This is a genomic window from Pseudomonas lundensis, from assembly GCF_001042985.1.
In the GTDB taxonomy this organism is placed as follows: Bacteria; Pseudomonadota; Gammaproteobacteria; order Pseudomonadales; family Pseudomonadaceae; genus Aquipseudomonas; species Aquipseudomonas lundensis.
In genome coordinates, this window is the sequence record NZ_JYKY01000016.1 from 22,617 (window position 1) to 43,497 (window position 20,881).

At 58.9% G+C, this 20,881-nt stretch carries 22 protein-coding genes; 15 read left to right on the forward strand and 7 right to left on the reverse strand.

The features are described 5' to 3' along the window. Positions 1 to 40 precede the first annotated feature (40 nt). Positions 41 to 442, forward strand: coding sequence for an acyl-CoA thioesterase (locus TU74_RS13940; RefSeq protein ID WP_003438129.1), 402 nt, complete (start codon positions 41 to 43; stop codon positions 440 to 442). A gap of 57 nt (positions 443 to 499) precedes the next feature. Next, positions 500 to 1,408, forward strand: a complete 909-nt coding sequence (locus TU74_RS13945) for a D-hexose-6-phosphate mutarotase (protein WP_048376874.1) — start codon at positions 500 to 502, stop codon at positions 1,406 to 1,408. Positions 1,409 to 1,471: 63 nt separating this feature from the next. Here the strand turns inward: TU74_RS13945 and TU74_RS13950 are convergent, their stop codons facing one another. From TU74_RS13950 to purE, 4 genes are all read right to left on the reverse strand, one after another. Continuing rightward, positions 1,472 to 2,008: a DUF3299 domain-containing protein gene (locus tag TU74_RS13950; RefSeq protein ID WP_047279093.1), complete on the reverse strand. Its 537-nt coding sequence runs from the start codon at positions 2,006 to 2,008 to the stop codon at positions 1,472 to 1,474. An 81-nt stretch (positions 2,009 to 2,089) separates the two neighbouring features. Continuing rightward, on the reverse strand, positions 2,090 to 2,338 hold the full coding sequence (locus tag TU74_RS13955) for a GlsB/YeaQ/YmgE family stress response membrane protein (RefSeq protein ID WP_047279090.1): 249 nt from the start codon (positions 2,336 to 2,338) through the stop codon (positions 2,090 to 2,092). A 106-nt stretch (positions 2,339 to 2,444) separates the two neighbouring features. Next, positions 2,445 to 3,530, reverse strand: coding sequence for a 5-(carboxyamino)imidazole ribonucleotide synthase (locus tag TU74_RS13960; protein ID WP_048376875.1), 1,086 nt, complete (start codon positions 3,528 to 3,530; stop codon positions 2,445 to 2,447). Between the two features lie 11 nt (positions 3,531 to 3,541). After that, on the reverse strand, positions 3,542 to 4,033 hold the full coding sequence (gene purE / locus TU74_RS13965; protein WP_047279087.1) for a 5-(carboxyamino)imidazole ribonucleotide mutase: 492 nt from the start codon (positions 4,031 to 4,033) through the stop codon (positions 3,542 to 3,544). Positions 4,034 to 4,462: 429 nt separating this feature from the next. On the opposite strand from purE, the gene TU74_RS23145 reads away from it, so the two are divergent. Together TU74_RS23145 and TU74_RS13975 are read left to right on the forward strand one after the other, a co-directional pair. Further along, positions 4,463 to 5,014 (forward strand): hypothetical protein, encoded by a 552-nt coding sequence (locus TU74_RS23145; protein ID WP_053070012.1) that lies wholly within the window; start codon positions 4,463 to 4,465, stop codon positions 5,012 to 5,014. 123 nt (positions 5,015 to 5,137) lie between these two features. Beyond that, positions 5,138 to 5,734, forward strand: a complete 597-nt coding sequence (locus TU74_RS13975) for a hypothetical protein (RefSeq protein WP_157315170.1) — start codon at positions 5,138 to 5,140, stop codon at positions 5,732 to 5,734. An 83-nt stretch (positions 5,735 to 5,817) separates the two neighbouring features. Here TU74_RS13975 and TU74_RS13980 read toward each other — a convergent pair whose 3' ends face one another. Next, complete coding sequence (locus TU74_RS13980; RefSeq protein ID WP_047279700.1) at positions 5,818 to 6,729, reverse strand: LysR substrate-binding domain-containing protein; 912 nt, start codon at positions 6,727 to 6,729, stop codon at positions 5,818 to 5,820. Between the two features lie 179 nt (positions 6,730 to 6,908). Here TU74_RS13980 and aspA point away from each other — a divergent pair, with 179 nt between their 5' ends. After that, complete coding sequence (gene aspA / locus TU74_RS13985; protein ID WP_047279083.1) at positions 6,909 to 8,333, forward strand: aspartate ammonia-lyase; 1,425 nt, start codon at positions 6,909 to 6,911, stop codon at positions 8,331 to 8,333. Between the two features lie 150 nt (positions 8,334 to 8,483). Here the strand turns inward: aspA and TU74_RS13990 are convergent, their stop codons facing one another. Further along, positions 8,484 to 8,834: a DUF6124 family protein gene (locus tag TU74_RS13990; protein WP_048376877.1), complete on the reverse strand. Its 351-nt coding sequence runs from the start codon at positions 8,832 to 8,834 to the stop codon at positions 8,484 to 8,486. A gap of 768 nt (positions 8,835 to 9,602) precedes the next feature. Between TU74_RS13990 and TU74_RS13995 the strand changes: the two genes are divergently transcribed. The 5 genes from TU74_RS13995 to TU74_RS14015 all read left to right on the forward strand — a co-directional run bounded on the left by TU74_RS13995 (position 9,603) and on the right by TU74_RS14015 (position 15,481). Continuing rightward, a complete protein-coding gene (locus TU74_RS13995; RefSeq protein ID WP_048376878.1) occupies positions 9,603 to 11,024 on the forward strand; it encodes an alanine/glycine:cation symporter family protein in 1,422 nt (473 codons plus the stop codon). A gap of 56 nt (positions 11,025 to 11,080) precedes the next feature. Beyond that, complete coding sequence (locus tag TU74_RS14000) at positions 11,081 to 12,085, forward strand: asparaginase (protein ID WP_047281683.1); 1,005 nt, start codon at positions 11,081 to 11,083, stop codon at positions 12,083 to 12,085. 69 nt (positions 12,086 to 12,154) lie between these two features. Then, a complete protein-coding gene (locus TU74_RS14005) occupies positions 12,155 to 13,147 on the forward strand; it encodes an AraC family transcriptional regulator (RefSeq protein ID WP_047296533.1) in 993 nt (330 codons plus the stop codon). Positions 13,148 to 13,335: 188 nt separating this feature from the next. Next, complete coding sequence (locus tag TU74_RS14010) at positions 13,336 to 14,367, forward strand: histone deacetylase family protein (RefSeq protein WP_048376879.1); 1,032 nt, start codon at positions 13,336 to 13,338, stop codon at positions 14,365 to 14,367. A 13-nt stretch (positions 14,368 to 14,380) separates the two neighbouring features. After that, complete coding sequence (locus TU74_RS14015; protein WP_048376880.1) at positions 14,381 to 15,481, forward strand: polyamine ABC transporter substrate-binding protein; 1,101 nt, start codon at positions 14,381 to 14,383, stop codon at positions 15,479 to 15,481. A gap of 46 nt (positions 15,482 to 15,527) precedes the next feature. Here the strand turns inward: TU74_RS14015 and pdxR are convergent, their stop codons facing one another. Next, a complete protein-coding gene (gene pdxR, locus TU74_RS14020) occupies positions 15,528 to 17,075 on the reverse strand; it encodes a MocR-like pyridoxine biosynthesis transcription factor PdxR (RefSeq protein WP_048376881.1) in 1,548 nt (515 codons plus the stop codon). A gap of 89 nt (positions 17,076 to 17,164) precedes the next feature. Between pdxR and TU74_RS14025 the strand changes: the two genes are divergently transcribed. The 5 genes from TU74_RS14025 to TU74_RS14040 all read left to right on the forward strand — a co-directional run bounded on the left by TU74_RS14025 (position 17,165) and on the right by TU74_RS14040 (position 20,762). Beyond that, entirely contained in the window at positions 17,165 to 17,794 is a 630-nt protein-coding gene (locus TU74_RS14025; protein ID WP_048376882.1) for an FMN-binding negative transcriptional regulator, read from the forward strand. Positions 17,795 to 17,798: 4 nt separating this feature from the next. Then, complete coding sequence (locus TU74_RS14030; protein ID WP_048376883.1) at positions 17,799 to 18,251, forward strand: GNAT family N-acetyltransferase; 453 nt, start codon at positions 17,799 to 17,801, stop codon at positions 18,249 to 18,251. Positions 18,252 to 18,265: 14 nt separating this feature from the next. Then, positions 18,266 to 18,946 carry a GNAT family N-acetyltransferase gene (locus TU74_RS14035; RefSeq protein WP_048376884.1) on the forward strand — a complete coding sequence of 227 codons (681 nt, stop codon included), beginning with the start codon at positions 18,266 to 18,268 and terminating at the stop codon, positions 18,944 to 18,946. Positions 18,947 to 19,254: 308 nt separating this feature from the next. After that, positions 19,255 to 19,677, forward strand: a complete 423-nt coding sequence (locus TU74_RS24180; RefSeq protein ID WP_139145722.1) for a hypothetical protein — start codon at positions 19,255 to 19,257, stop codon at positions 19,675 to 19,677. Positions 19,678 to 19,997: 320 nt separating this feature from the next. Further along, positions 19,998 to 20,762: a hypothetical protein gene (locus TU74_RS14040; RefSeq protein WP_157315172.1), complete on the forward strand. Its 765-nt coding sequence runs from the start codon at positions 19,998 to 20,000 to the stop codon at positions 20,760 to 20,762. Positions 20,763 to 20,881: the final 119 nt, after the last annotated feature.

Genomic DNA, 20,881 nt, shown 5'->3' on the forward strand with positions numbered 1-20,881 from the left:
GCAATACACATGATGAATCACGGGTCAGAGGCCCTTCGGCATGCTAGAGCTCGAACAAGAAGATCCAATCCCGCAAGGCGACCTGGCCTTGCAAATTACTGCCCTGCCCCGCGAAACCAATGGTTTTGGCGATATTTTCGGCGGTTGGCTGGTGTCCCAGATGGACCTCGCCGGCACGGCCATGGCCAGCAAAGTGGCGGGCGGACGTGTCGCCACCGTCGCCATCGACCGCATGGCGTTTCTGGTCCCGGTCGCCGTCGGCGCGCAATTGTCCTTCTACACCCAGGCCCTGGAAATCGGCCGCAGTTCGATTCAGATGATGGTCGAAGTGTGGAGCGACGACCCGCTCTCCAGCGAATGGCGCAAAGTGACCGAAGCGGTATTTGTGTTCGTCGCCATCGATGGCAGCGGCCGCACACGCTCAGTGCCGCCACGCCGTTAAACCTGACGGTGTTTTGCCTGTCTACTGCTGCCCTTGTCCTGTCATAGAGAGCCTGTCATGCACTGCCACACGTCACTCCCGAGCACTTCACTGAAATTGGGCGAGCTGGACTGCTGGCACTTTATCCACGGGCAAGCGCAACTGCTGATCGCCAAACAGGGCGCACAGGTGCTCAGTTATCAGGTCGGCAAGGACAAGCCGGTGATCTGGCTGAACGAAAAAGCCCAGTACACCCACGGCAAAGGCATTCGCACCGGCGTACCGATTTGCTGGCCCTGGTTTGGCAACCTGGCCCTCAACCCGCCCAGCGTGCAAGCCATGCGCGTCAACACAGAACCCGCCACGGCCCATGGTCTGGTGCGCACGCGAGAGTGGGAATTGCACGATTACGATGACGCCGGCGAGGCGCTGCATATAGCGCTGCGTTTGCCTCAGGTTGAGGGCGGTCTGCCAGGCTGGCCGCACGACGTGACCCTGACCCTGCACATCCGCCTCGACACTCAACTGCACCTGAACCTCGTCAGCCATAACCGCAGCGACACCGCCGTGAGCATCAGCCAAGCGCTGCACAGCTATTTTGCGGTCAGCGATGTGCGCCAGGTGCATGTCGAAGGCGTGGAGGGGCTGACCTACATCGAAACCCTGGATGACTGGAAACGCGTCAAGCAGTCAGGGGATTTGACCTTTAGCGGCGAAACCGACCGCATCTACCTCGACACCCCTGACACACTGAGCATCGTTGACCCTGAATGGGAACGTCGCATCACCCTCAAGAGCGAGGGTTCACGCAGCGCCGTGATCTGGAACCCGTGGATCGACAAGACCGCGCGTTTCAACGACATGGCCGCCGACGGCTGGCAGCGCATGCTGTGCATCGAAACGGCCAATGTGATGGACGACGTGATCACACTGGAACCGGGCGCCAGCCACACGCTGGGCGTCAGTATCAGCGCAAACGTGCTTTAACCTCTGCAATCGCTGACGGGCAGCCGCGATCAATGCGCGGCCCGTCAGCGACTGGCAACAGCCTTACAGATCCTCTTCCTTCACCACCCGCACCTGCCCGGCGTCCAGCGCATACGCCGCATCGGCCAGATCATTGCTGACCTTTTCAACCTTCAACGTCCCCGTGACCCACAGCGGCGTGTAAATGTCATCCAGCTTCAAGCCTTTTGGATAACGTACCAGCACCAGTTGATTGGGAGGCGGCGGCGGAACGTGGATACAGGCACCCGGATAAGGCACAAGGAAAAACAGCGTGCTGCGCCCTTTCGCGTCGCTTTCCAGCGGCACAGGATAGCCGCCCAGACGGATGTGCTTGCCGTTCATGCTGGCCACTGTCTTGGTGGAATACATCACGGCCGGCAGGCCTTTACTTTGTTTCAGGCCACCCTTATCGGTAAACGTCCCCTGAGCTTCAGGCGAGTCGTGGTCGATTTCAGGCATCTGTTCGAGGGCCATTTGATCCGACTTGGGCATCAGGTCGAGCCAGTCGGTTTCCGGCAGGTCTGCCGCGTGTACCAGGCTTGCGCCCAGCAAAAGAAAGGTCATTACAAGACGGCGCATGGCGGACTCAATTAAGAAAGACGTAAGACGCCGCGCATTCTAGCGCTCTCTGCGCCGGGCGCAGAGAGCACCCACGTCCGATCAGCTCTTTTTTGAGACCAGGCCGTAAATGACCAGCAGAATCACGGCACCAACCACGGCACCAATAAAGCCGGCACCTTCGCCCGCCTTGTAGATACCCAGCGCTTGGCCGCCATAGGTGGCTGCCAACGAACCGCCGATACCCAGCAGGATGGTCATGATCCAGCCCATGCTGTCATCGCCCGGCTTCAGGAAACGGGCCAGCAGGCCAACGATCAAGCCGATAAAAATGGTTCCGATAATGCCCATGGACGCTTCCTCTCTTTAAATGGCGTTAAACCAAAGCCTAGTCAGCACTTTGGCATCACGCCATCAGAGGGCGGCGGCAACCGAATGGTTCCCGCCGATGTACCGCTCAGGCTTCGTCGATCAGCGCTTCGACCCGCAAGATCTGCGCTTGCAGGGTCGCCATGTCGGCGCAACGCAGGTTGGCATGACCCACTTTACGGCCCGCCTTGAACGCCTTGCCGTAGTGATGCAGATGGCAGTCGGCAATCGCGATCACCTTCTCAACCGGTGGCACCGTGCCAATAAAGTTGAGCATGGCGCTCTCGCCCACTTTGGCGGTCGAGCCCAATGGCAGCCCGGCAATGGCACGCAGGTGGTTTTCAAACTGGCTGCACTCGGCGCCTTCGGTGGTCCAGTGGCCCGAATTGTGAACGCGGGGCGCGATTTCGTTGGCCTTGAGGCCACCGTCGACTTCAAAGAACTCGAACGCCATCACGCCCACGTAATCCAGCTGCTTGAGGACCCGGCTGGAGTAGTCTTCAGCCAGTGCTTGCAGCGGGTGATCGGTGCTGGCAACCGACAGCTTGAGAATGCCGCTGTCGTGGGTGTTGTGCACCAACGGGTAGAACCGGGTTTCGCCATCACGACCGCGCACGGCGATCAGCGATACTTCACCCGTGAACGGCACAAATCCTTCCAGCAGGCACGCGACGCTGCCCAGCTCGGCAAACGTCCCCACCACATCGGCTGGGGTGCGCAGCACTTTCTGGCCCTTGCCGTCGTAACCCAGGGTGCGGGTTTTGAGCACGGCTGGCAGGCCAATGCTGGCCACCGCTGCATCCAGATCCGCCTGGGACTGAATATCGGCAAAGGCCGGGGTAGGAATACCCAAGTCCTTGAACAGGCTTTTTTCGAACCAGCGATCACGGGCAATGCGCAACGCCTCGGCACTCGGGTACACCGGTACGAATTGCGACAGGAACGCCACGGTTTCGGCTGGCACGCTTTCGAACTCAAAGGTCACCAGATCGACTTCGTCCGCCAACTGGCGCAGGTGATCCTGATCCCCGTAATCCGCACGGATATGCTCGCCCAAAGGCGCCGCACAGGCGTCGGGCGCCGGGTCAAGGAAGGCGAAGTTCATGCCCAGCGGAGTGCCCGCCAGAGCCAGCATGCGACCCAACTGGCCGCCACCGATTACACCGATTTTCATCGTCAGAAACCTCAGGCCAGGCGCGGGTCTGGATTGTCCAGCACGCTGTCAGTCTGTTCAGCACGGAATGCTTTCAAAACGGTATGGAATTGCGGGTGTTTGGCGCCCAGGATGCTGGCGGACAACAACGCGGCGTTGATCGCCCCGGCCTTGCCGATGGCCAGCGTCGCCACCGGAATGCCCGCGGGCATTTGCACGATCGACAGCAGCGAGTCGACACCCGACAGCATCGACGACTGCACCGGCACGCCGAGTACAGGCAAATGGGTTTTAGCCGCACACATGCCTGGCAAGTGGGCTGCGCCACCGGCACCGGCAATGATGACCTCGATTCCGCGGCCTTCGGCCTCTTCGGCATACTGGAACAGCAAATCCGGCGTTCGGTGGGCAGAGACCACTTTCACTTCATAAGGGATGCCGAGTTTTTCCAGCATATCGGCGGTGTGGCTGAGGGTGGACCAATCGGACTTGGAGCCCATGATCACGCCTACCAGTGCACTCATCGTCGCGCCTCTTCTCTTGGGCGCCCGCAGGCGCGTCAAAAAACAACAAGCCACGTGGGGGATCCGACGTGGCTTGTTATAGGAATTAAGGCCGGTCAAGCCAGCCGAAGGCCGCGCAGTATACCCCAAAGAAGTGCGTTAAAAGCACCTTTGACGACCATCTGTCCGCGGCCGTTTAAATCCGGCAAACACCCGGTTTTACTGACCCTTGGGTCAGGCCACAGGCATGCCCGCGATCCCGCCACCACGCCGGCAAACAATCGAAAAAGCCTACGGCTACAGGCGAAATAAACAGGTCGACTCACAGACACCCCCGCGTCGTTAAAACCACCCACTGAGCCTTAACTGATGAAGTCACCTTGAAAACTGACATGACACCGCGTCCTGCACACCCGGCGAGGCGCTCTTCATACATAAAAGGATTTATCGATGAAGCCCATCACGTTTCATATTTTTGTTCACGACGATGTCACCCTGAGCGACCGTGTCCTCGGCCTTCAATATTTCAAAGCCTTCACTGAAGAAATCTCCGCCATCACAGGACGCACGTTCGAATTCAACATGCTCAGAAACATCCCGGGCGTCACGAACTTCAAATACGCCTCTCAAAATGCCCAAGCCGTCGCTGACCGCTGGATGGCGGTGGCCGCCGACTATAGAAACACCCACAACTTGGGCAGGACCCGCACCGACCGTTACATTCTGGTCACCCAGGGCAAAATTAATGACCAGGTATTAGGTGCCGCCCTCCCGCGACAACCCGCCCTGATTGCCAGTGTCAGCAGCTATCAAGTGATTGCCCATGAAGTTGGGCACAGTTTCACAGCGACCCATGAAGATGCCGAAATCGGCTGGAACGCGTGGGGTTTGCCGTGTGAAACCTATGTGTTTCCCGAGGTGAGTAAAAACCGTGCCAATTGCTATCGCTATACCCCGAAAAACCGTGAGCACATTGTTAATTACCTGAAAGACGCCCCTTAAAAAAGACCCGTGCTGTTTTTCCATCACGCCATAAGCGGGCACTACACCCTCACGAAAGCGTGCGGTACGTGCAAGTTGCTCAGCCAGCTTGCGGAACTTATTAGCCTGTCTCAGGACTTTAAAATGCTGCCGATTAACATCCATACGTATGTTCACGACACCGTTCAAGAAACGAACGACAAACAACTTGAATATTTGTTTTTTTGTGTATTTACGCCGGAGTTATCTGAAATAACAGGGCGTGAGGTCACCGTTACGTTCCACCGTAATGTGCCGGGCATAACAGACTTTAGCTATGCCCATTATTCAGACTGTTACTCAAATTTATGCGCCTTTGAAGAAGCGATAAGCACTGATCTTCAAACAGCGTTCGCGGCCTGCAAGGCCAACTCGCCGAGACCCGTAAAGCTGACAGACATTGACCTGCTGTTGATCGATGGCTACCTCGTTAAATCCCTAAAGGTTGAAGGCATCGCGCTACCCGAGGCCAATATCGCATGCGCCACCACCTTCGGCCGTGTGGTGGTCGCCCATGAAGTGGGCCACTGCTTGGGGGCCACCCATGAGGATGCCGCGCTGTACAGAGACACCCAATTCAATGACCCCTATCACTGCGCCACATTCATGGCCACCCAGCGCCCGGAATGGACGTGCGCACTCTTTGGCTACAGTGCAGAGAACCGCTACAACATTCATAACTACTTAAAGGATGCCCCTTAAGCGCTTTACGCCAAGTGGCTGATTCAACTGCTCACTCAAGCGATGAATGAAACGGGCAAAGCCGGATCCAGAGGCCTTGCCCTTCACGTCGCCGAAGGCGCGGCGCCACCTTCGAGTTTGCGCCACAACAACCGCACGTTGGCCTTGCGTACCAACGCGCAGCGGTACAAACGAATCTCCAGCGGCACGTGCCACTGCGGGCCGCCACACACCACCAGTTCGCCGCGTGCCAGCTCGGCGCGCACACTCAAATGCGGCACCCACGCAATGCCCAACCCTTCCAGCGCCATGCTTTTGAGGCTGTCCGCCATGGCGGTTTCATAAATAGTGGTAAAGCGCAGGCTGCGCTGGCGCAGCAACAAATTGACCGAACGGCCTAAAAAAGCCCCCGCGCTGTAGGCCAGCAAGGGCACGCTTGCATCGCCTTCCAGGTCGAACAGCGGCTTGCCGTCCGCATCGGCGGCGCACACCGGCAACATCTCGGTATTGCCTAAATGCAGCGACGGGAAAATCTCCGGGTCCATCTGCAACGCCGCGTCCGGGTCGTAAAACGCCAGCATCAAATCGCAACCGCCCTCACGTAATGCGTGCACCGCGTCTCCGACGTTAGTCGCAACAAGACGTGTCGCAATGTTCAGCCCTTCGTTACGCAATTGGGCGATCCAGCGCGGGAAAAACCCCAGCGCCAACGAGTGAGCGGCAGCCACTTGCATGACCTCGCCCTGCCCGCCTTCGAGGTGATGCAGGTGACGCAACACCTCCCCAAGCTGCTCGACCACTGTGCGCGCCGTGACCAAAAACAACTGACCGGCCGCGGTCAACTCCACCGGGGTGCGGGAACGATTCACCAACGTCAGCCCCAAGGCCGCTTCGAGGCTGCGAATACGTCGACTGAAGGCCGGTTGCGTCACAAAACGACGCTCAGCCGCTTGAGAAAAACTGCGCGTGGCGGCCAGGGCACTGAAGTCCTCCAGCCATTTACTTTCGAGATTCATCGAGCCTCCCAGAGGCGCACCAAATTGGGTCACACGTTCGACGCGCCCGTCGCGTCACGTCGGCATTATGCCGTTTCTGCATAGGATAGTGTTTAAAGGCATTGGCCCAAAATACCCCGCAAGCCTAGGATTCGCAGCGTTCCGGCCTATACCGGGTCCTTATCGAGATGATTTCTATCATGTCCTCCGCTGCATCTTTCCGCACTGAAAAAGACCTGCTTGGCGTACTCGAAGTACCCGCTCAAGCGTATTACGGCATCCAGACCCTGCGAGCGGTGAATAACTTCCGTCTCTCCGGCGTTCCGATTTCGCATTACCCAAAGTTGGTTGTGGCCCTGGCCATGGTCAAGCAAGCCGCGGCAGATGCTAACCGCGAACTGGGCCACCTGAGCGCGCCAAAGCACGCGGCCATCAGTGAAGCCTGCGCCCGTCTGGTGCGCGGCGACTTCCACGAAGAGTTCGTGGTGGACATGATTCAAGGCGGCGCTGGCACTTCAACCAACATGAATGCCAACGAAGTCATCGCCAACATCGCACTGGAGGCCATGGGCCACCAGAAAGGCGAATACCAATACCTGCACCCTAACAACGACGTGAACATGGCGCAGTCCACCAACGACGCCTACCCGACGGCCATCCGTCTGGGCCTGTTGTTGGGTCACGATGCGCTGCTGGCCAGCCTCGACAGCCTGATTCAAGCGTTCGCGGCCAAAGGGGTTGAGTTCAACCACGTCCTGAAAATGGGCCGTACCCAGCTGCAAGACGCCGTGCCGATGACCCTCGGCCAGGAATTCCACGCATTCGCCACCACCTTGGGCGAAGACTTGGCTCGCCTGAAAACACTGGCGCCAGAGCTGCTGACCGAAGTGAACCTGGGCGGTACTGCCATCGGAACCGGCATCAACGCCGACCCGCGCTACCAGAACCTGGCCGTGACCCGTCTGGCCACCATCAGCGGCCACCCGCTGGTGCCGGCCGCCGACTTGATCGAAGCCACCTCGGACATGGGCGCATTCGTCCTGTTCTCCGGCATGCTCAAGCGTACCGCGGTCAAACTGTCGAAGATCTGCAACGACCTGCGCCTGCTGTCCAGCGGCCCACGTACCGGCATCAACGAAATCAACCTGCCAGCGCGTCAGCCCGGCAGCTCGATCATGCCCGGCAAGGTCAACCCGGTTATCCCGGAAGCGGTTAACCAAGTGGCGTTCCAGATCATCGGTAACGACTTGGCACTGACCATCGCCGCCGAAGGTGGCCAACTGCAATTGAACGTGATGGAGCCCTTGATCGCCTTCAAGATCTTCGACTCGATCCGCCTGCTGCAACGTGCCATGGACATGCTGCGCGAACACTGCATCGTCGGCATCACCGCCAACGAAGCGCGCTGCCGCGAACTGGTCGAACACTCGATCGGTCTGGTGACTGCACTGAACCCGTACATCGGCTATGAAAACGCCACCCGCATCGCCCGTATCGCCCTCGAAAGCGGCCGCGGCGTGCTGGAACTGGTGCGCGAAGAAGGCTTGCTCGACGACGCCATGCTCGACGACATCCTGCGCCCGGAAAACATGATTGCTCCGCGTCTGGTGCCTCTGAAGGCCTGATGCGGTAACACGATCACCAGGTCGAGGGACTAGACACCTCTCACCTTTTGAGGACTTGCAGATTTATCTGCAGGTCCTTTTTTTTTTGCTCGCCTGTCGTTGCACCCAACAGGGGTTTGACGCGCCTGTCGCCAAGCAGGCGCGTGCGGCTTAGTGCGCCACTAGACAGTCCAGCGATTTGTCGACGTACGCCTTGGCCAGCTCCGCCAAATGCACAATCGACAACACCACATCACGCGGCGACCCGTTCAATCCATTCCCCGCCTCGCTCGCCGTTGCTCCCATGCAGCGCAACAAGTCTGACGCCTGGGCCAGGGCCGCTTCTAAATTGACACTGTCGGGTATGGCATACGTGGCAGTGCCCACGGGGCGAGCAGGCTGATGGTCGTTAAGGTAGTCATTGAGCGCGCGCTCGGCGGCCGCACGGTCAAGTGACAGGGCAAGGCACTCAGCCGCATCCGACAGGCCGGACGAAGGGGGATCTGGAACAATTTTTTTCATGACATGACTCCCAATCAATTCAAGGAGCTGACACCCGTCGCTACTAAACGATGGGTGGCAGCCGTACGCAGGTTAGTAGACCGGTGATCAGGAGAACCGGCGCGCTCGAAGGCGCCCTGCGCACGGCCACCATAAAACGTGAGGCCGAAAAAAAGCGCCTCGCGGAGGTGGCGCCTTGCGCCTGATCATATCGCCGGGCTACTAAACCCGACCGCTGAGTGTGCAGCGGTGGGCCGAGACTAGACCCCGAAATTGGCAGGCGCAAGCGAACGGGATTTTCAAGGAAGTTTCTGCGGATTGAAAGGGAAGCATCGTACGAAAACCCTGATTTTCAGCGGTTTTCAGCCGCGCTGGCATGGCCTTGAGCAGCGTTCTGCGGGCCTCATGCGGCCTGCTACAGCACCCGGGTGAACAATGCCCGTCCATCCGATGTTCAACCCCCTCCACACGAAGGTTGCGGCCGGTGCTCGCACCCTCTGAATCGCGGTTAATTCCTACATTTAAGCAGCGCTTTTCAGACGTATGCAGATGAAAAATCAATGGCTTATGCAGACGCTTCCACTGCGCCTAGGTATAGTGCCCGCCCTCTTGCCATGCATCGGCCCCGCAACAGCGGCCAGTGGCACTGCGCAAACAGCATCGTAAACCAAGCAGCAACATGGCCAGGGTCGCATTGATCGCCTACGTTTTCGCCCTGCACACACGGGTGTAACGCGATATTTCGATCCGGCCGTATTGCCATCAGATAAAAACAGCGAGGAATAATCCATGCTTGAAGTCATCAATGACTTCCTCTCAGGGAAAGTGCTAATCGTGCTCATGGTTGGGCTCGGTGGCTACTTCACGATCCGCTCGCGTTTCGTTCAGTTTCGTTACTTCCTGCACATGTTTGCGGTGTTCAAAGACAGCTTGCGCAGCAGCGCCGGTCAACTGAGCTCGTTTCAGGCATTGATGCTGAGCCTGGCGGGCCGCGTGGGCGCTGGCAACATCGCCGGCGTCGGCATTGCCGTGACCCTCGGCGGCCCCGGCGCCGTGTTCTGGATGTGGGTGACCGCGCTGGTCGGCATGTCCAGCAGCCTGATCGAATGCTCGCTGGGCCAGCTGTACAAACGCCGCGATGCCGAAGGCCAACTGCGCGGCGGTCCTTCCTTCTATATGAAGCACGGGCTGGGTAAAGCGTGGATGGGTAAATTGATGGCAGTTTTGCTGCTGATCACCTTCGGATTTGCCTTCATGGGCCTGCAAGCCCACGCCGTGACGCACTCGCTGCAAGACGCGTTCGGGTTCCAGGTCAACTACACCGGGTTTGCCATCGCCGTGCTGCTGGGCCTGGTGTTCATCGGCGGTATCAAACGCATCGCCTCAGTAGCCGACCTGCTGGTGCCGGTCAAAACCCTCGCCTACATCGCCGTGACCCTGTACGTGATCGTGCTGCAGTTTGACCAAGTGCCAGCCATGCTCGGCCACATCGTCAAAAGCGCCTTCGGCATGGACCCGGTGTTTGGCGGCCTGATCGGCAGCGCGATTGTGATGGGCGTCAAACGTGGCGTATTCGCCAACGAAGCAGGCTTGGGCAGCGCCCCGAACGTGGCCGCCGTGGCAGACGTTGAGCACCCGATCGCACAAGGCGTGGTGCAAGCGTTCAGCGTGTTCCTCGACACCTTCGTCATCTGCACCTGTACGGCGCTGCTGATTTTGCTGTCGGGCTTTTACACGCCGGGCTTTGAAGGCGACGGCATTGCCCTGACCCAAAACTCGCTGGCCGCGGTGGTCGGTGAATGGGGCCGCATTTTTATCAGCGTGGCACTGGCGTTGTTCGTGTTCACCTCGATGCTCTACAACTACTACCTGGGCGAAAACAACCTGCGTTTCCTGGTTGGTGAAAACCGCAAGGCGCTGATGGGTTACCGCGCACTGGTGCTGGTGTTGATCTTCTGGGGCTCGATTGAAAACCTGCAAACGGTCTTCGCCTTCGCTGACATCACCATGACCATGCTGGCGTTCGTGAACCTGATTGCCTTGGCCATGCTGTTCAAAATCTGCATGCGCGTGCTCAAGGATTACGACGACCAACGTCGCGCCGGGATCAAGACACCGGTGTTCGATTCCAGTAAATTCCCGGACCTGGACCTGGACTTGAAGGCCTGGCCGCCCACACCGGCCGCCAAGATCGAAGACACAAAACGCTGACACTGACGCGGCGGTTCTGAACAGAACCGCCGCGTTTTTGCTTATGGGGACTCCACATGACTGCTGCCACTTCCTACCCTGCCAAACGCGTGATGGTGCTGTACACCGGCGGCACCATCGGCATGCAAGCCAGCGCCAACGGGCTTGCACCCGCTTCGGGTTTTGAGGCGCGAATGAGCGCCTTTCTTGCTAGCCAGCCGGACCTGCACGTGCCGCAATGGCGCTTTCGCGAGATGAGCCCACTGATCGACAGCGCCAACATGACGCCCGCCTACTGGTTGCGACTGAGCGCGGCCATCGTCGAAGCGGTTGAGCAGGAGGACTGCGACGCCGTCTTGGTCCTGCATGGCACAGACACGTTGGCCTACAGTGCGGCGGCAATGTGCTTTCAACTGATCGGCCTGCCGGCGTCGGTGCTGTTCACCGGTTCCATGCTGCCTGCGGGCGTGCCTGACAGCGACGCCTGGGAGAACGTCAGCGGTGCGCTGTCGGCGTTGGCCGAGGGTCAACCGTTCGGGGTTCAGCTGTACTTCCACGGCCAACTGATGGCCCCGACGCGCTGCGCCAAAGTGCGCAGTTTCGGGCGCCACCCGTTTGTAACCCTGGCCCGAAACGGCGGCGGCACCCCGGCCGCTGACATCCCCGGCCAGTTGTTCTATACCCGGCCCAAGCACGTGGCCAGCGTGGGTGTGCTGCCCCTGGTGCCGGGCATTGGCGCGCCGCAGCTCGATGCGCTGCTCAACAGCGGCCTCGAAGCCCTGGTGCTGGAATGTTTTGGCAGCGGCACCGGTCCCAGTGACGACCCGGCTTTCCTTGCCAGCCTGCAACGAGCGCAGGAAAACGGCATCGTGATTGTCGCCATCACCCAATGCCATGAAGGCGGTGTGGAGCTGGACGTGTACGAAGCCGGTAGCCGCCTGCGTGAGGCGGGTGTGCTCTCGGGGGGCGGCATGACCCGCGAAGCGGTGTTCGGCAAGCTCCAGGCGTTGCTGGGCGCCGACCTGTCATTGACCGACGTGCGCCGTCTGATTGAACTCGATCTGTGCGGGGAGCTGGTGTAATGCCGGTCATCACTGCGCGACTCGGCACATAATTTGCTCCCTTCCAGCATCCCCCCGCTGGAAGCGAGCATGCTGCATTCCCATCTCACTACCCTGAACGCGGTTTCGTTGGTGCTCAGCACCTTCCAGGCCGAAGGCTGGTCGAGTGAGGCGCTACTGGCCGGCAGCGGCATACGTGCCGCCGACTTGAGCCGCGCCGACACGCGCATCACCACCAATCAAGAAATGCGCGTCTGCGCCAACGCCGTGGCCCTTCGCCGCGAAATCGGGTTGGAATTGGGTCAGCGCATGCACGTGTCGTCCTACGGCATGCTGGGTTACGCCTTACTCACCAGTGCCACCTTAGGTGACGCTTTACGCCTGGCTTTGCGCTACCCGGCGTTGCTGGGAACACTTTTTGAACTGAGCCTGGCCCAGGAAGACGGCGTCGTCTGGTTCTGCGCAACGGGTTATCGCGAAAGCCCGCACCTGGCGGTGTTCAACGCCGAGCTGTGCCTGACGTCGCTCAAGGTCATTTGTGAGGATTTACTGGGCCGCTCGTTGCCCCTCGTCGGGGCACGCTTCGCTCACCCCGCCCCGGATTATCACGCCCATTACGCCCACAGCTTTGACTGCCCGCATGCCTTCCAGGCCTGTGACAACGCGTTCGGCTTCGACCCGCGCTGGCTCGATGAACCCTTGCCGCTGGCCGATGCCGTGACCCATCAGGCCATGGCCGAGCGCTGCCGCAAACAGAACCTGGAGTTCACAGGCCGCCAGTCGTGGCTCGATCGCATCCGCCAACTGTTGACCGCGCAACTGCAGGCCGCCCCGGGGCTTGAGGGCCTGGCCGAGCAAATGAACTGCTCGCCGCGCACGTTGCGCCGCCACCTGCACGACATGGGGTGCAGCTATCAAACGCTGCTCGACGACCTGCGCTTTGAACGCGCCAAACGGCTGCTCAACGACACCGAATGGCCGATCTACCGGATCGCCGAACACCTGGGCTTCAGCGAAACCGCCAGCTTTCGCCACGCGTTCGTGCGCTGGAGCGGCGTCTCACCCAGCCAGTTTCGCGCGTAAACACCCCGCCATGCCCTGCCCGCTGAGGGTGATGCCTGCAAATGGCGCACGCCCGCGCCGAAAAGGGGCGAATTCAGGTCAATCATATTGGCCATATCCATCCCCTTTTGGCCGCTCCTGCCGTTCTCTGAAACGTTCAGGGCCGCAAAACTGTAGGTCACCGATCAAGCCTGCGGAGAATAAGAAAAATGCTGACGATCTATTCAGACGATCACCACCTGCATCACGGCCGTTGCGAGTTGATGGACGGGCAACTGATGCCTTGCTTCGAAATGCCTTCGCGTGCCGATCACATCCTGCAACGGGTGCAAACCCGCAAACTGGGCCCGGTGCAGGCCCCGCAAGACTTTGGCCGCGGCCCCCTCGAACGCATTCACACCCCGGCCTATCTGGATTTTTTTCAGGGCGCCTGGGCGCGCTGGACCGAGCACGGGCGCGACGGCGACCTGTTGCCCTACACCTGGCCTGCCCGCACTTTGCGCGCCGTGATCCCCACCAGCCTGCATGGGCAATTGGGTTATTACAGCTTCGACGGCGGCGCCCCCATTACGGCGGGTACGTGGCAAGCGGCCTACAGCGCAGCGCAAGTGGCGCTGACAGCACAGGCTGAAATCCAGCGCGGCGCACACAGCGCGTTCGCCTTGTGCCGGCCACCGGGCCATCACGCCGCCAGCGATTTGATGGGCGGTTATTGCTACCTCAACAACGCCGCCATCGCGGCGCAGGCGTTCCTCGATCAGGGTCGCAGCAAAGTGGCCATCCTTGACGTGGACTACCACCACGGCAACGGTACGCAGTCGATTTTCTACGCACGCAGCGACGTGTTGTTCACCTCGATCCACGGCCACCCTGAAGCGGAGTTTCCGTTCTTTCTGGGCTACGAAGACGAAGTGGGTGAAGGCGCGGGCGAAGGCTTCAACTTCAACTACCCGCTGGCCGCAGGCTCGGCCTGGGATCGTTGGAGCGCTGCACTGGAAAAGGCGTGCGCTGAAATCGAGCGCTACGACGCCGAGGTGCTGGTGATCTCGCTGGGCGTGGACACGTTCAAAAACGACCCGATTTCCCAGTTCAAACTCGACAGCCCGGACTACCTGCGCATGGGCGAACGCATTGCGCGCTTGGGCAAGCCAACGCTGTTCGTGATGGAAGGCGGGTACGCGGTAGAAGAGATTGGCGTTAATGCCGTCAACGTACTTGAAGGCTTTTTGAGCGCTCAATAAGGATTTAATAACAATGAAAGCTCTTACGCGTTTATTCACTCCCGCGCTGTGTGCCGCGGCGCTGGCCAGCGCCGCCGTCCATGCCGAAGAACGTACGTTGCGGGTGTACAACTGGTTCGACTACATCACCCCGCAGACCTTGGTGGATTTTAAAAAAGACACCAAGGTGAAGCTGATCTACGACATTTTCGACACCAATGAGGCGCTGGAAGCCAAGCTGCTCACCGGCAACTCTGGTTATGACGTGGTGGTGCCGTCGAATGTGTTTCTGGCCAAACAGATCGAGGCGGGCGTGTTTCAGCCGCTGGATCGCAGCAAACTCCCGAACTGGAACCACCTTGATCCCAAACTGATGAAGCTGATTGAGGCCAACGACCCCGGCAACCAGTTTGCCGTGCCGTACATGTACGGCACGATTTTGATCGGATTCAACCCAGACAAGGTCAAGGCGGCGTTGGGTGAAAACGCCCCCGTGAATAGCTGGGACCTGATTTTCAACGAAGATAACATCAGCAAACTCAAGCAATGTGGTGTGGCGTTACTGGATTCGCCGTCTGAAATTTTGCCGCTGGCGCTGCAACATCTGGGGCTTGATCCCAACAGTACAAACCCAAAGGACTACGCCAAGGCTGAAGCCCTGCTGCTGAAGATTCGGCCGTACATCACGTACTTCCACTCCTCCAAGTACATGGCCGACATCGCCAATGGCGACATCTGCGTGGCGGTGGGGTATTCCGGCAGTTTCTCGCAAGCCGCCAACCGGGCGAAGGAAGCCAACAATGGCGTGACCGTGGACATGCGCTTGCCTAAAGAAGGCGCACCGATCTGGTTCGACATGCTGGCGATCCCGAAAGGCGCTAAAGATGTAGAAGACGCCTACACCTTCATCAACTACTTGCTACAACCCCAGGTCATAGCACCGATCAGTGATTTTGTCGGGTATCCCAACCCGAACAAAGATGCGACCGACCTCGTGGCCCCGAGCATCCGTAACAACCCGAACCTGTACCCGACGCAAGCGGCAATGGAAACGCTGTACACCCTGACCCCATTGCCCCGAGAAGCCGAACGCGCCCGCACGCGGGCCTGGACCAAAATCAAGTCGGGCACCTGAGTCGACCTGCTGCCGCTGGCGCCACCTGCGCCAGCGGCAACGGGTTTTATCGCCACACGTGGCTGAGGCGCGCGAGTGCGGCTTTGATAGCCAGCTCGGGCACGGCTGCAAACCCCAGCACCAGACCGGCGCGGTTATCCACAGGCTCAGTGGAATCACGCAGCCAGTAGCGGCTCAACCCATTGATTTCCACGTCCACCTGCTTGGCCTGCGCCAGCAAGGCCTGTTCACGTTCAAGGCTGCTGACCGCAACGGTCACATGCAGTCCCGCGACGATGGCCGGCAGCTCCCCCAGCCCTTCTACCCCCTGTGGCCAGTGCGCCAGCAACGTATTGCGACGGCTCAAGGCGGCACGCCGCATGCGCCGGATATGGCGTTGAAAATGCCCGGATGCCATGAATTCAGCCATGACCGCCTGGGTGCTGACTTCAGAGTGACGCATGTCCAATGAGCGGCGCTGGGCAAACGGTTCGATCAGGGCCTTGGGCAGCACCAGATACCCCAGGCGCAGGGCCGGAAACGCCACCTTGCCGAAGGTGCCGACATAAATGACTCGCCCTTGACGATCCAGCGCCGCCAGTGGCGACAAGGGCGCGCCACTGTAGCGGTACTCGCCGTCGTAATCGTCCTCGACGATCCAGCCCTGGGTGCGCTCGGCCCAATCGAGTAACGCCAGCCGCCGTGCCAGGCTCATGGTCACGCCGGACGGGTACTGATGGGACGGCGTGACATAGGCCAGGCGGCAATGGGGCAAACCTGCCAGTGCGTCGCATTGCATGCCCTCTTGGTCCACCGGTACGCCCAACACTTGCGCCCCCGCAATGGCAAAGGCTTGGGCGGCCGCGTGGTAGCCGGGGTTTTCCACAGCCACCCCTTCGCCCAGCTCCACCAGCAACTGTGCACAAAGGCTAATTCCCTGTTGTGCGCCGCAGGTGATCAAAATTTGTTCAGGCGTGCACGTCAAACCCCGCGAGGTACGCAAATAGGCGGCAATCAGCCCACGTAATCGCGCATCCCCCGCCGGATCGCCATAACACAACTGCTGCAAATCCGGTTTTCGCCAGAAACCCGCTTGCAGCTTGCTCCATACATCAAAAGGGAATAAGTCGAAGGCCGGAACACCCACCCGAAAAGCACGCGGCGGACCACTTGGCGGGCTGTCCAGTGAGTGTCGGGCGACCTTGTGCAGCGCGCTGCTGTGGATAACTTTACTGGATGTAATCACAGGTAAAACAGGCGTTTTTGTGGATAAACCTGTGGGTAAGCCTGTTGAAAACCCTGTGGACAAGTTGGTGGACAACTTTTTTGGCGGCGAGGTTTTTTCAGGTAATTGCGTCACGTAGGTGCCATCCCCGATACGCCCTTCGATAAAGCCTTCGGCGTACAACTGATCGTAAGCACGTACCACGCTGTTACGCGAAATACCGAGCGCGGCCGCCAGATCGCGGCTGGCCGGTAAACGCGCCCCGCCACTGAGCCGCCCGTCCAGCACGCGCGCACGCAGGGCGTGATAGAGCTGACGGCTCAGCCCTTTTTTAGGATCAAGGAGGATACCCGCAGGGTTGAAGGCGATGGGCAGCGCTGAATCCGACATGCATTGGACCTACGAAATTGACCATGAGTGGCTCTTACAACGAACCAATAGCCTGCCTAGGATGCAGGCATTCGCCAAGGAATTCTTCCATGTACGTACCTCGCGCATTTGCTGAAAACGACCTTGAAGCCTTGCAGGCCCAGATGCTCACCACCCCGCTGCCTGTGCTCGTGACTCAGGGCGAGTGCGGCCTGATCGCCAGTCATATCCCCTTGTTGCTGAACCCGGACGAAGGCAGCCACGGCACACTCTACGGGCATTTAGCCCGTGCCAATCGGCAGTGGCAGGCGCTGGCCGAGGGGGCAGAAGCGATGGTCATTTTTGCCGGGGAACAGGCGTATATCAGCCCGGCGTTCTACCCCAGCAAAGCCGAACACGCCAAAGCTGTTCCGACCTGGAACTACGTTGCCGTCCATGCTTACGGCCACGCCACCGTCTTTGATGACGCGCCAGGGCTTTTGCGGGTGGTCACTCAGTTAAGTGAGCGCCATGAAGCCAATCGACCCGCGCCGTGGGCGGTCAGTGACGCGCCCCGCGAGTACATCGACAACCTGCTCAAGGCGATCGTCGGCTTCAGCCTGCCCATCAGCCGCCTGACAGGTCAGCGCAAACTCAGCCAAAACCGCAGCGCTGCCGATCAGGCTGGCGTGCGCGACGGCCTGTTGGCCAGTGACAACCCGTACGACCACGCACTCGCTCAATTAATCGCCAAGGAATAGCCCCATGACCCAGCCCCTTCAAATCAAACCCGCTACCGCCGCCGATCGTGATGCCTGGATGCCGCTCTGGCAGGCGTACCTGACGTTTTACAACACCGAGCTGGGCGACGACGTGAGCGAGAGCACATGGCAGCGCTTCATGGACCCGTCCGAACCGACCCATCTGGCCCTTGCCTGGCAAGGTGATGAGGCGGTGGGCATGGTGCAGACGGTGATTCATCGCTCCAACTGGAGCGTGGGTAATTCGTGCTACCTGCAAGACCTGTATGTCAGCCCACAGGTACGCGGCACCGGGGTGGGCCGCCAGTTGATCGAGCATGTGTACGCCCAGGCCCGCGCCCTGGATTGCGCCAAAGTGCATTGGCTGACGCAGAAAACCAATGCCACGGCTATTCGCCTGTACGAACGCATCGCGGATCGTCCAGGCTTCATTCAATTTCGCAAAGTCTTGTCGTAATCAAGGAGCGCGCCATGTCCGAATCTCTACAACACTGGCAACCGGCCAAAACACCGGATAACCGAACACTAGAGGGGATTTACATTCGCCTCGAAAAACTCGATCCGGCCCGGCATGGCGACGATTTGTGGCTAGCCTTACAGGGGCCCGCGAGCGATTCCAAGCTGTGGGATTACTTGCCGTATGGGCCTTTCAACGAACGGTCTGCATTTGATCAATGGCTGACCAAAAACGCCGCCAGCCGCGACCCGCATTTTTATGCGGTCATCGACAGCGTCGCTGAACAGGCACAGGGTTTGCTCAGCCTGATGTGCATCGTGCCGGAACATGGGCGTATCGAAATTGGCCATGTGGCATTTGGCGCGCCGATGCAGCGCTCGCCTAAAAGCACCGAGGCCGTTTACCTGCTGGCCAGAGAAGCCTTCCACTTGGGCAATCGTCGGCTGGAATGGAAATGCAACAACGACAACACTCGATCAAAACGTACCGCAGTACGATTGGGATACACCTTTGAAGGTGTTTTTCGCCAGCATATGGTGGTCAAAGGCAAAAATAGGGATACCACGTGGTACAGCATTATTAGTACGGAATGGCCAGCTATCGCGGCAGGCTTCGAAAAATGGCTGGCACGTGATAACCAGCCAAAAACCGGCCAAATCAAGACGCTGGAAGCCTGCAGGGCATTAGCTGTATAAAAAACGATCAGAACGCCCAACAAGGACTGTCGGGCGTTTTTGCGTTGAGAAAGGATTAAAACGGGCGCGGTAATCGAACGACGCCCATTTGCAGCCGATGGGTTTGTTGATGCGGCGCTGGAATGCACACGGAGCGCGAGCACATTTAAATCCAGCTTATTGTCCTCTTCGCCATTGCTTTTAAGTCCGTTCATTCGGCCTCGTAAACGCCCATACGCAAACACTACGTAAATAGTCTTTTCCGCGATTTTCATGCGTTATTTTTTAGCCTCACATGAAAAGTTTGTTTAACGCTAAAGGACTAAACAATGAAAACCCCAACAGTTAATACCGCACTGATCTGGCTGCTGTGTGGCTGGAGTGTCATGGCCGCGAGTCTCGTACATGCCAATTCGGTCACGGTGAATGTTCAAAATGCCACGCCTGAAGTGCTCCTGCTTGTATCCAGCTACCCTCCTGGCCATTTTCCAATGAGCATTGCCCCGGGCCAGACGGCACCTGTGAGCGTTGATATCGGGGGCACTTCATCGGAAGTGACGGCAACCTACAGACGCGCACGCGGGGGGACTGCCTGCAGGTTTTCAGCGTCGCATGTCGTGCATGTTTCAGGCCCGCGCTTTAATAAAAGTGCCGTTTCCACAGGCACCACTTCGGCAACGTGCCTGACCTTTCAATCGCCAACTTGGAGAATCCCCTACAACTACACGGCAACTTTCGCGTTTTATCATTAATGAATAACGCCCCTTATTACGTATCAATGTAAGACGCTTCTTTAAATCAATTAAACCCGCGCAATGACTTAAAGTTAATAAAACCGGCTGTCGATGTACTGCTCGAACAGGCATTTACTCACTGTACGTTTTAACAACCGTTGCAGACTGCCGCTGTCTGCCACTCTGAGAGGCGTCATGATGAACCCACTTCGAGCAGACTTTCTGATGACCCATCGGGCCATTGCTGCGGGTGCCACCTTAAAGTGGCCCGATAAACCCCCAACCACGCCTCAGACGCAGCCGCGACCAAGGTGCTACCCACCCAGGCGGGTATCCAGGTGACGTTGTCTGCTGCCGCAATGGAAATCAGCGCTCTGCTGCGTCGTACATCGGTGACGGATCCTGGCGCCACGGCGCAGTTCGGTTGCTTGACTCAAGACCTTCATCAGCAACTTTCAATGCACGGCAAGGAGGCAAGTGCGCTACAGGAATTACCCGAAGAGCGCACACCGCAGCGCGTCATCATGTCCATGCAGGCCAGTAACTATCTTCTGACGTCGCTGTATGACAAAGAAAAACTGCATGACAACGTGGCCTCAACCAACCCATTCAAAGGCATGGACAGGCTTTCGCTTTCCCATATCGCCTTTGAGGGTGGCCAGGCATTTACAGCCATTGAACGCCAGGTGGCGTTTATGACGTTAACCGACCGCGATCTCGAATTTCGTAACCAGACCTTTGACCTTTCAGACCCCTTGAACCCAGGGGACGAGAATGCGTTGTGGGGCATTCTGGCCAGTTACTTGAGAGACGCCCAAATGGCATCCGGGATGAGTGAAAGTGAGCGCGCGTGGCGGGGCTGGATGCCCGCCGATGCGCTGCATGCACAGGCCCGGTCGATTCTGGATCGGCATGGGCAAAAGACCGTGGATTTTCCCGCCTACTCAAACCTCAAGGGCGCAAGCGACACGGTGCTGGTGGCGATGATTGATCAAGACGGGATCAGCGGTTGGGTCAATGTGCCGGTTGAGATGCTGAAACCACAAGGGTTGTCTCTGCGCCTGATCGAAGCAGCAACGAAACAAAAGAACAGGACGTTTTAACCGCATCAGCCCTTGATACGTGGTTGAACGCGAGCAGCAGCGACAGGCAGGGGGAACAGCGCGGTAGAGGCGCGCAAAAAAAAGGGGAGCACGTGCTCCCCCGAGGTTTAAAGCGTTTG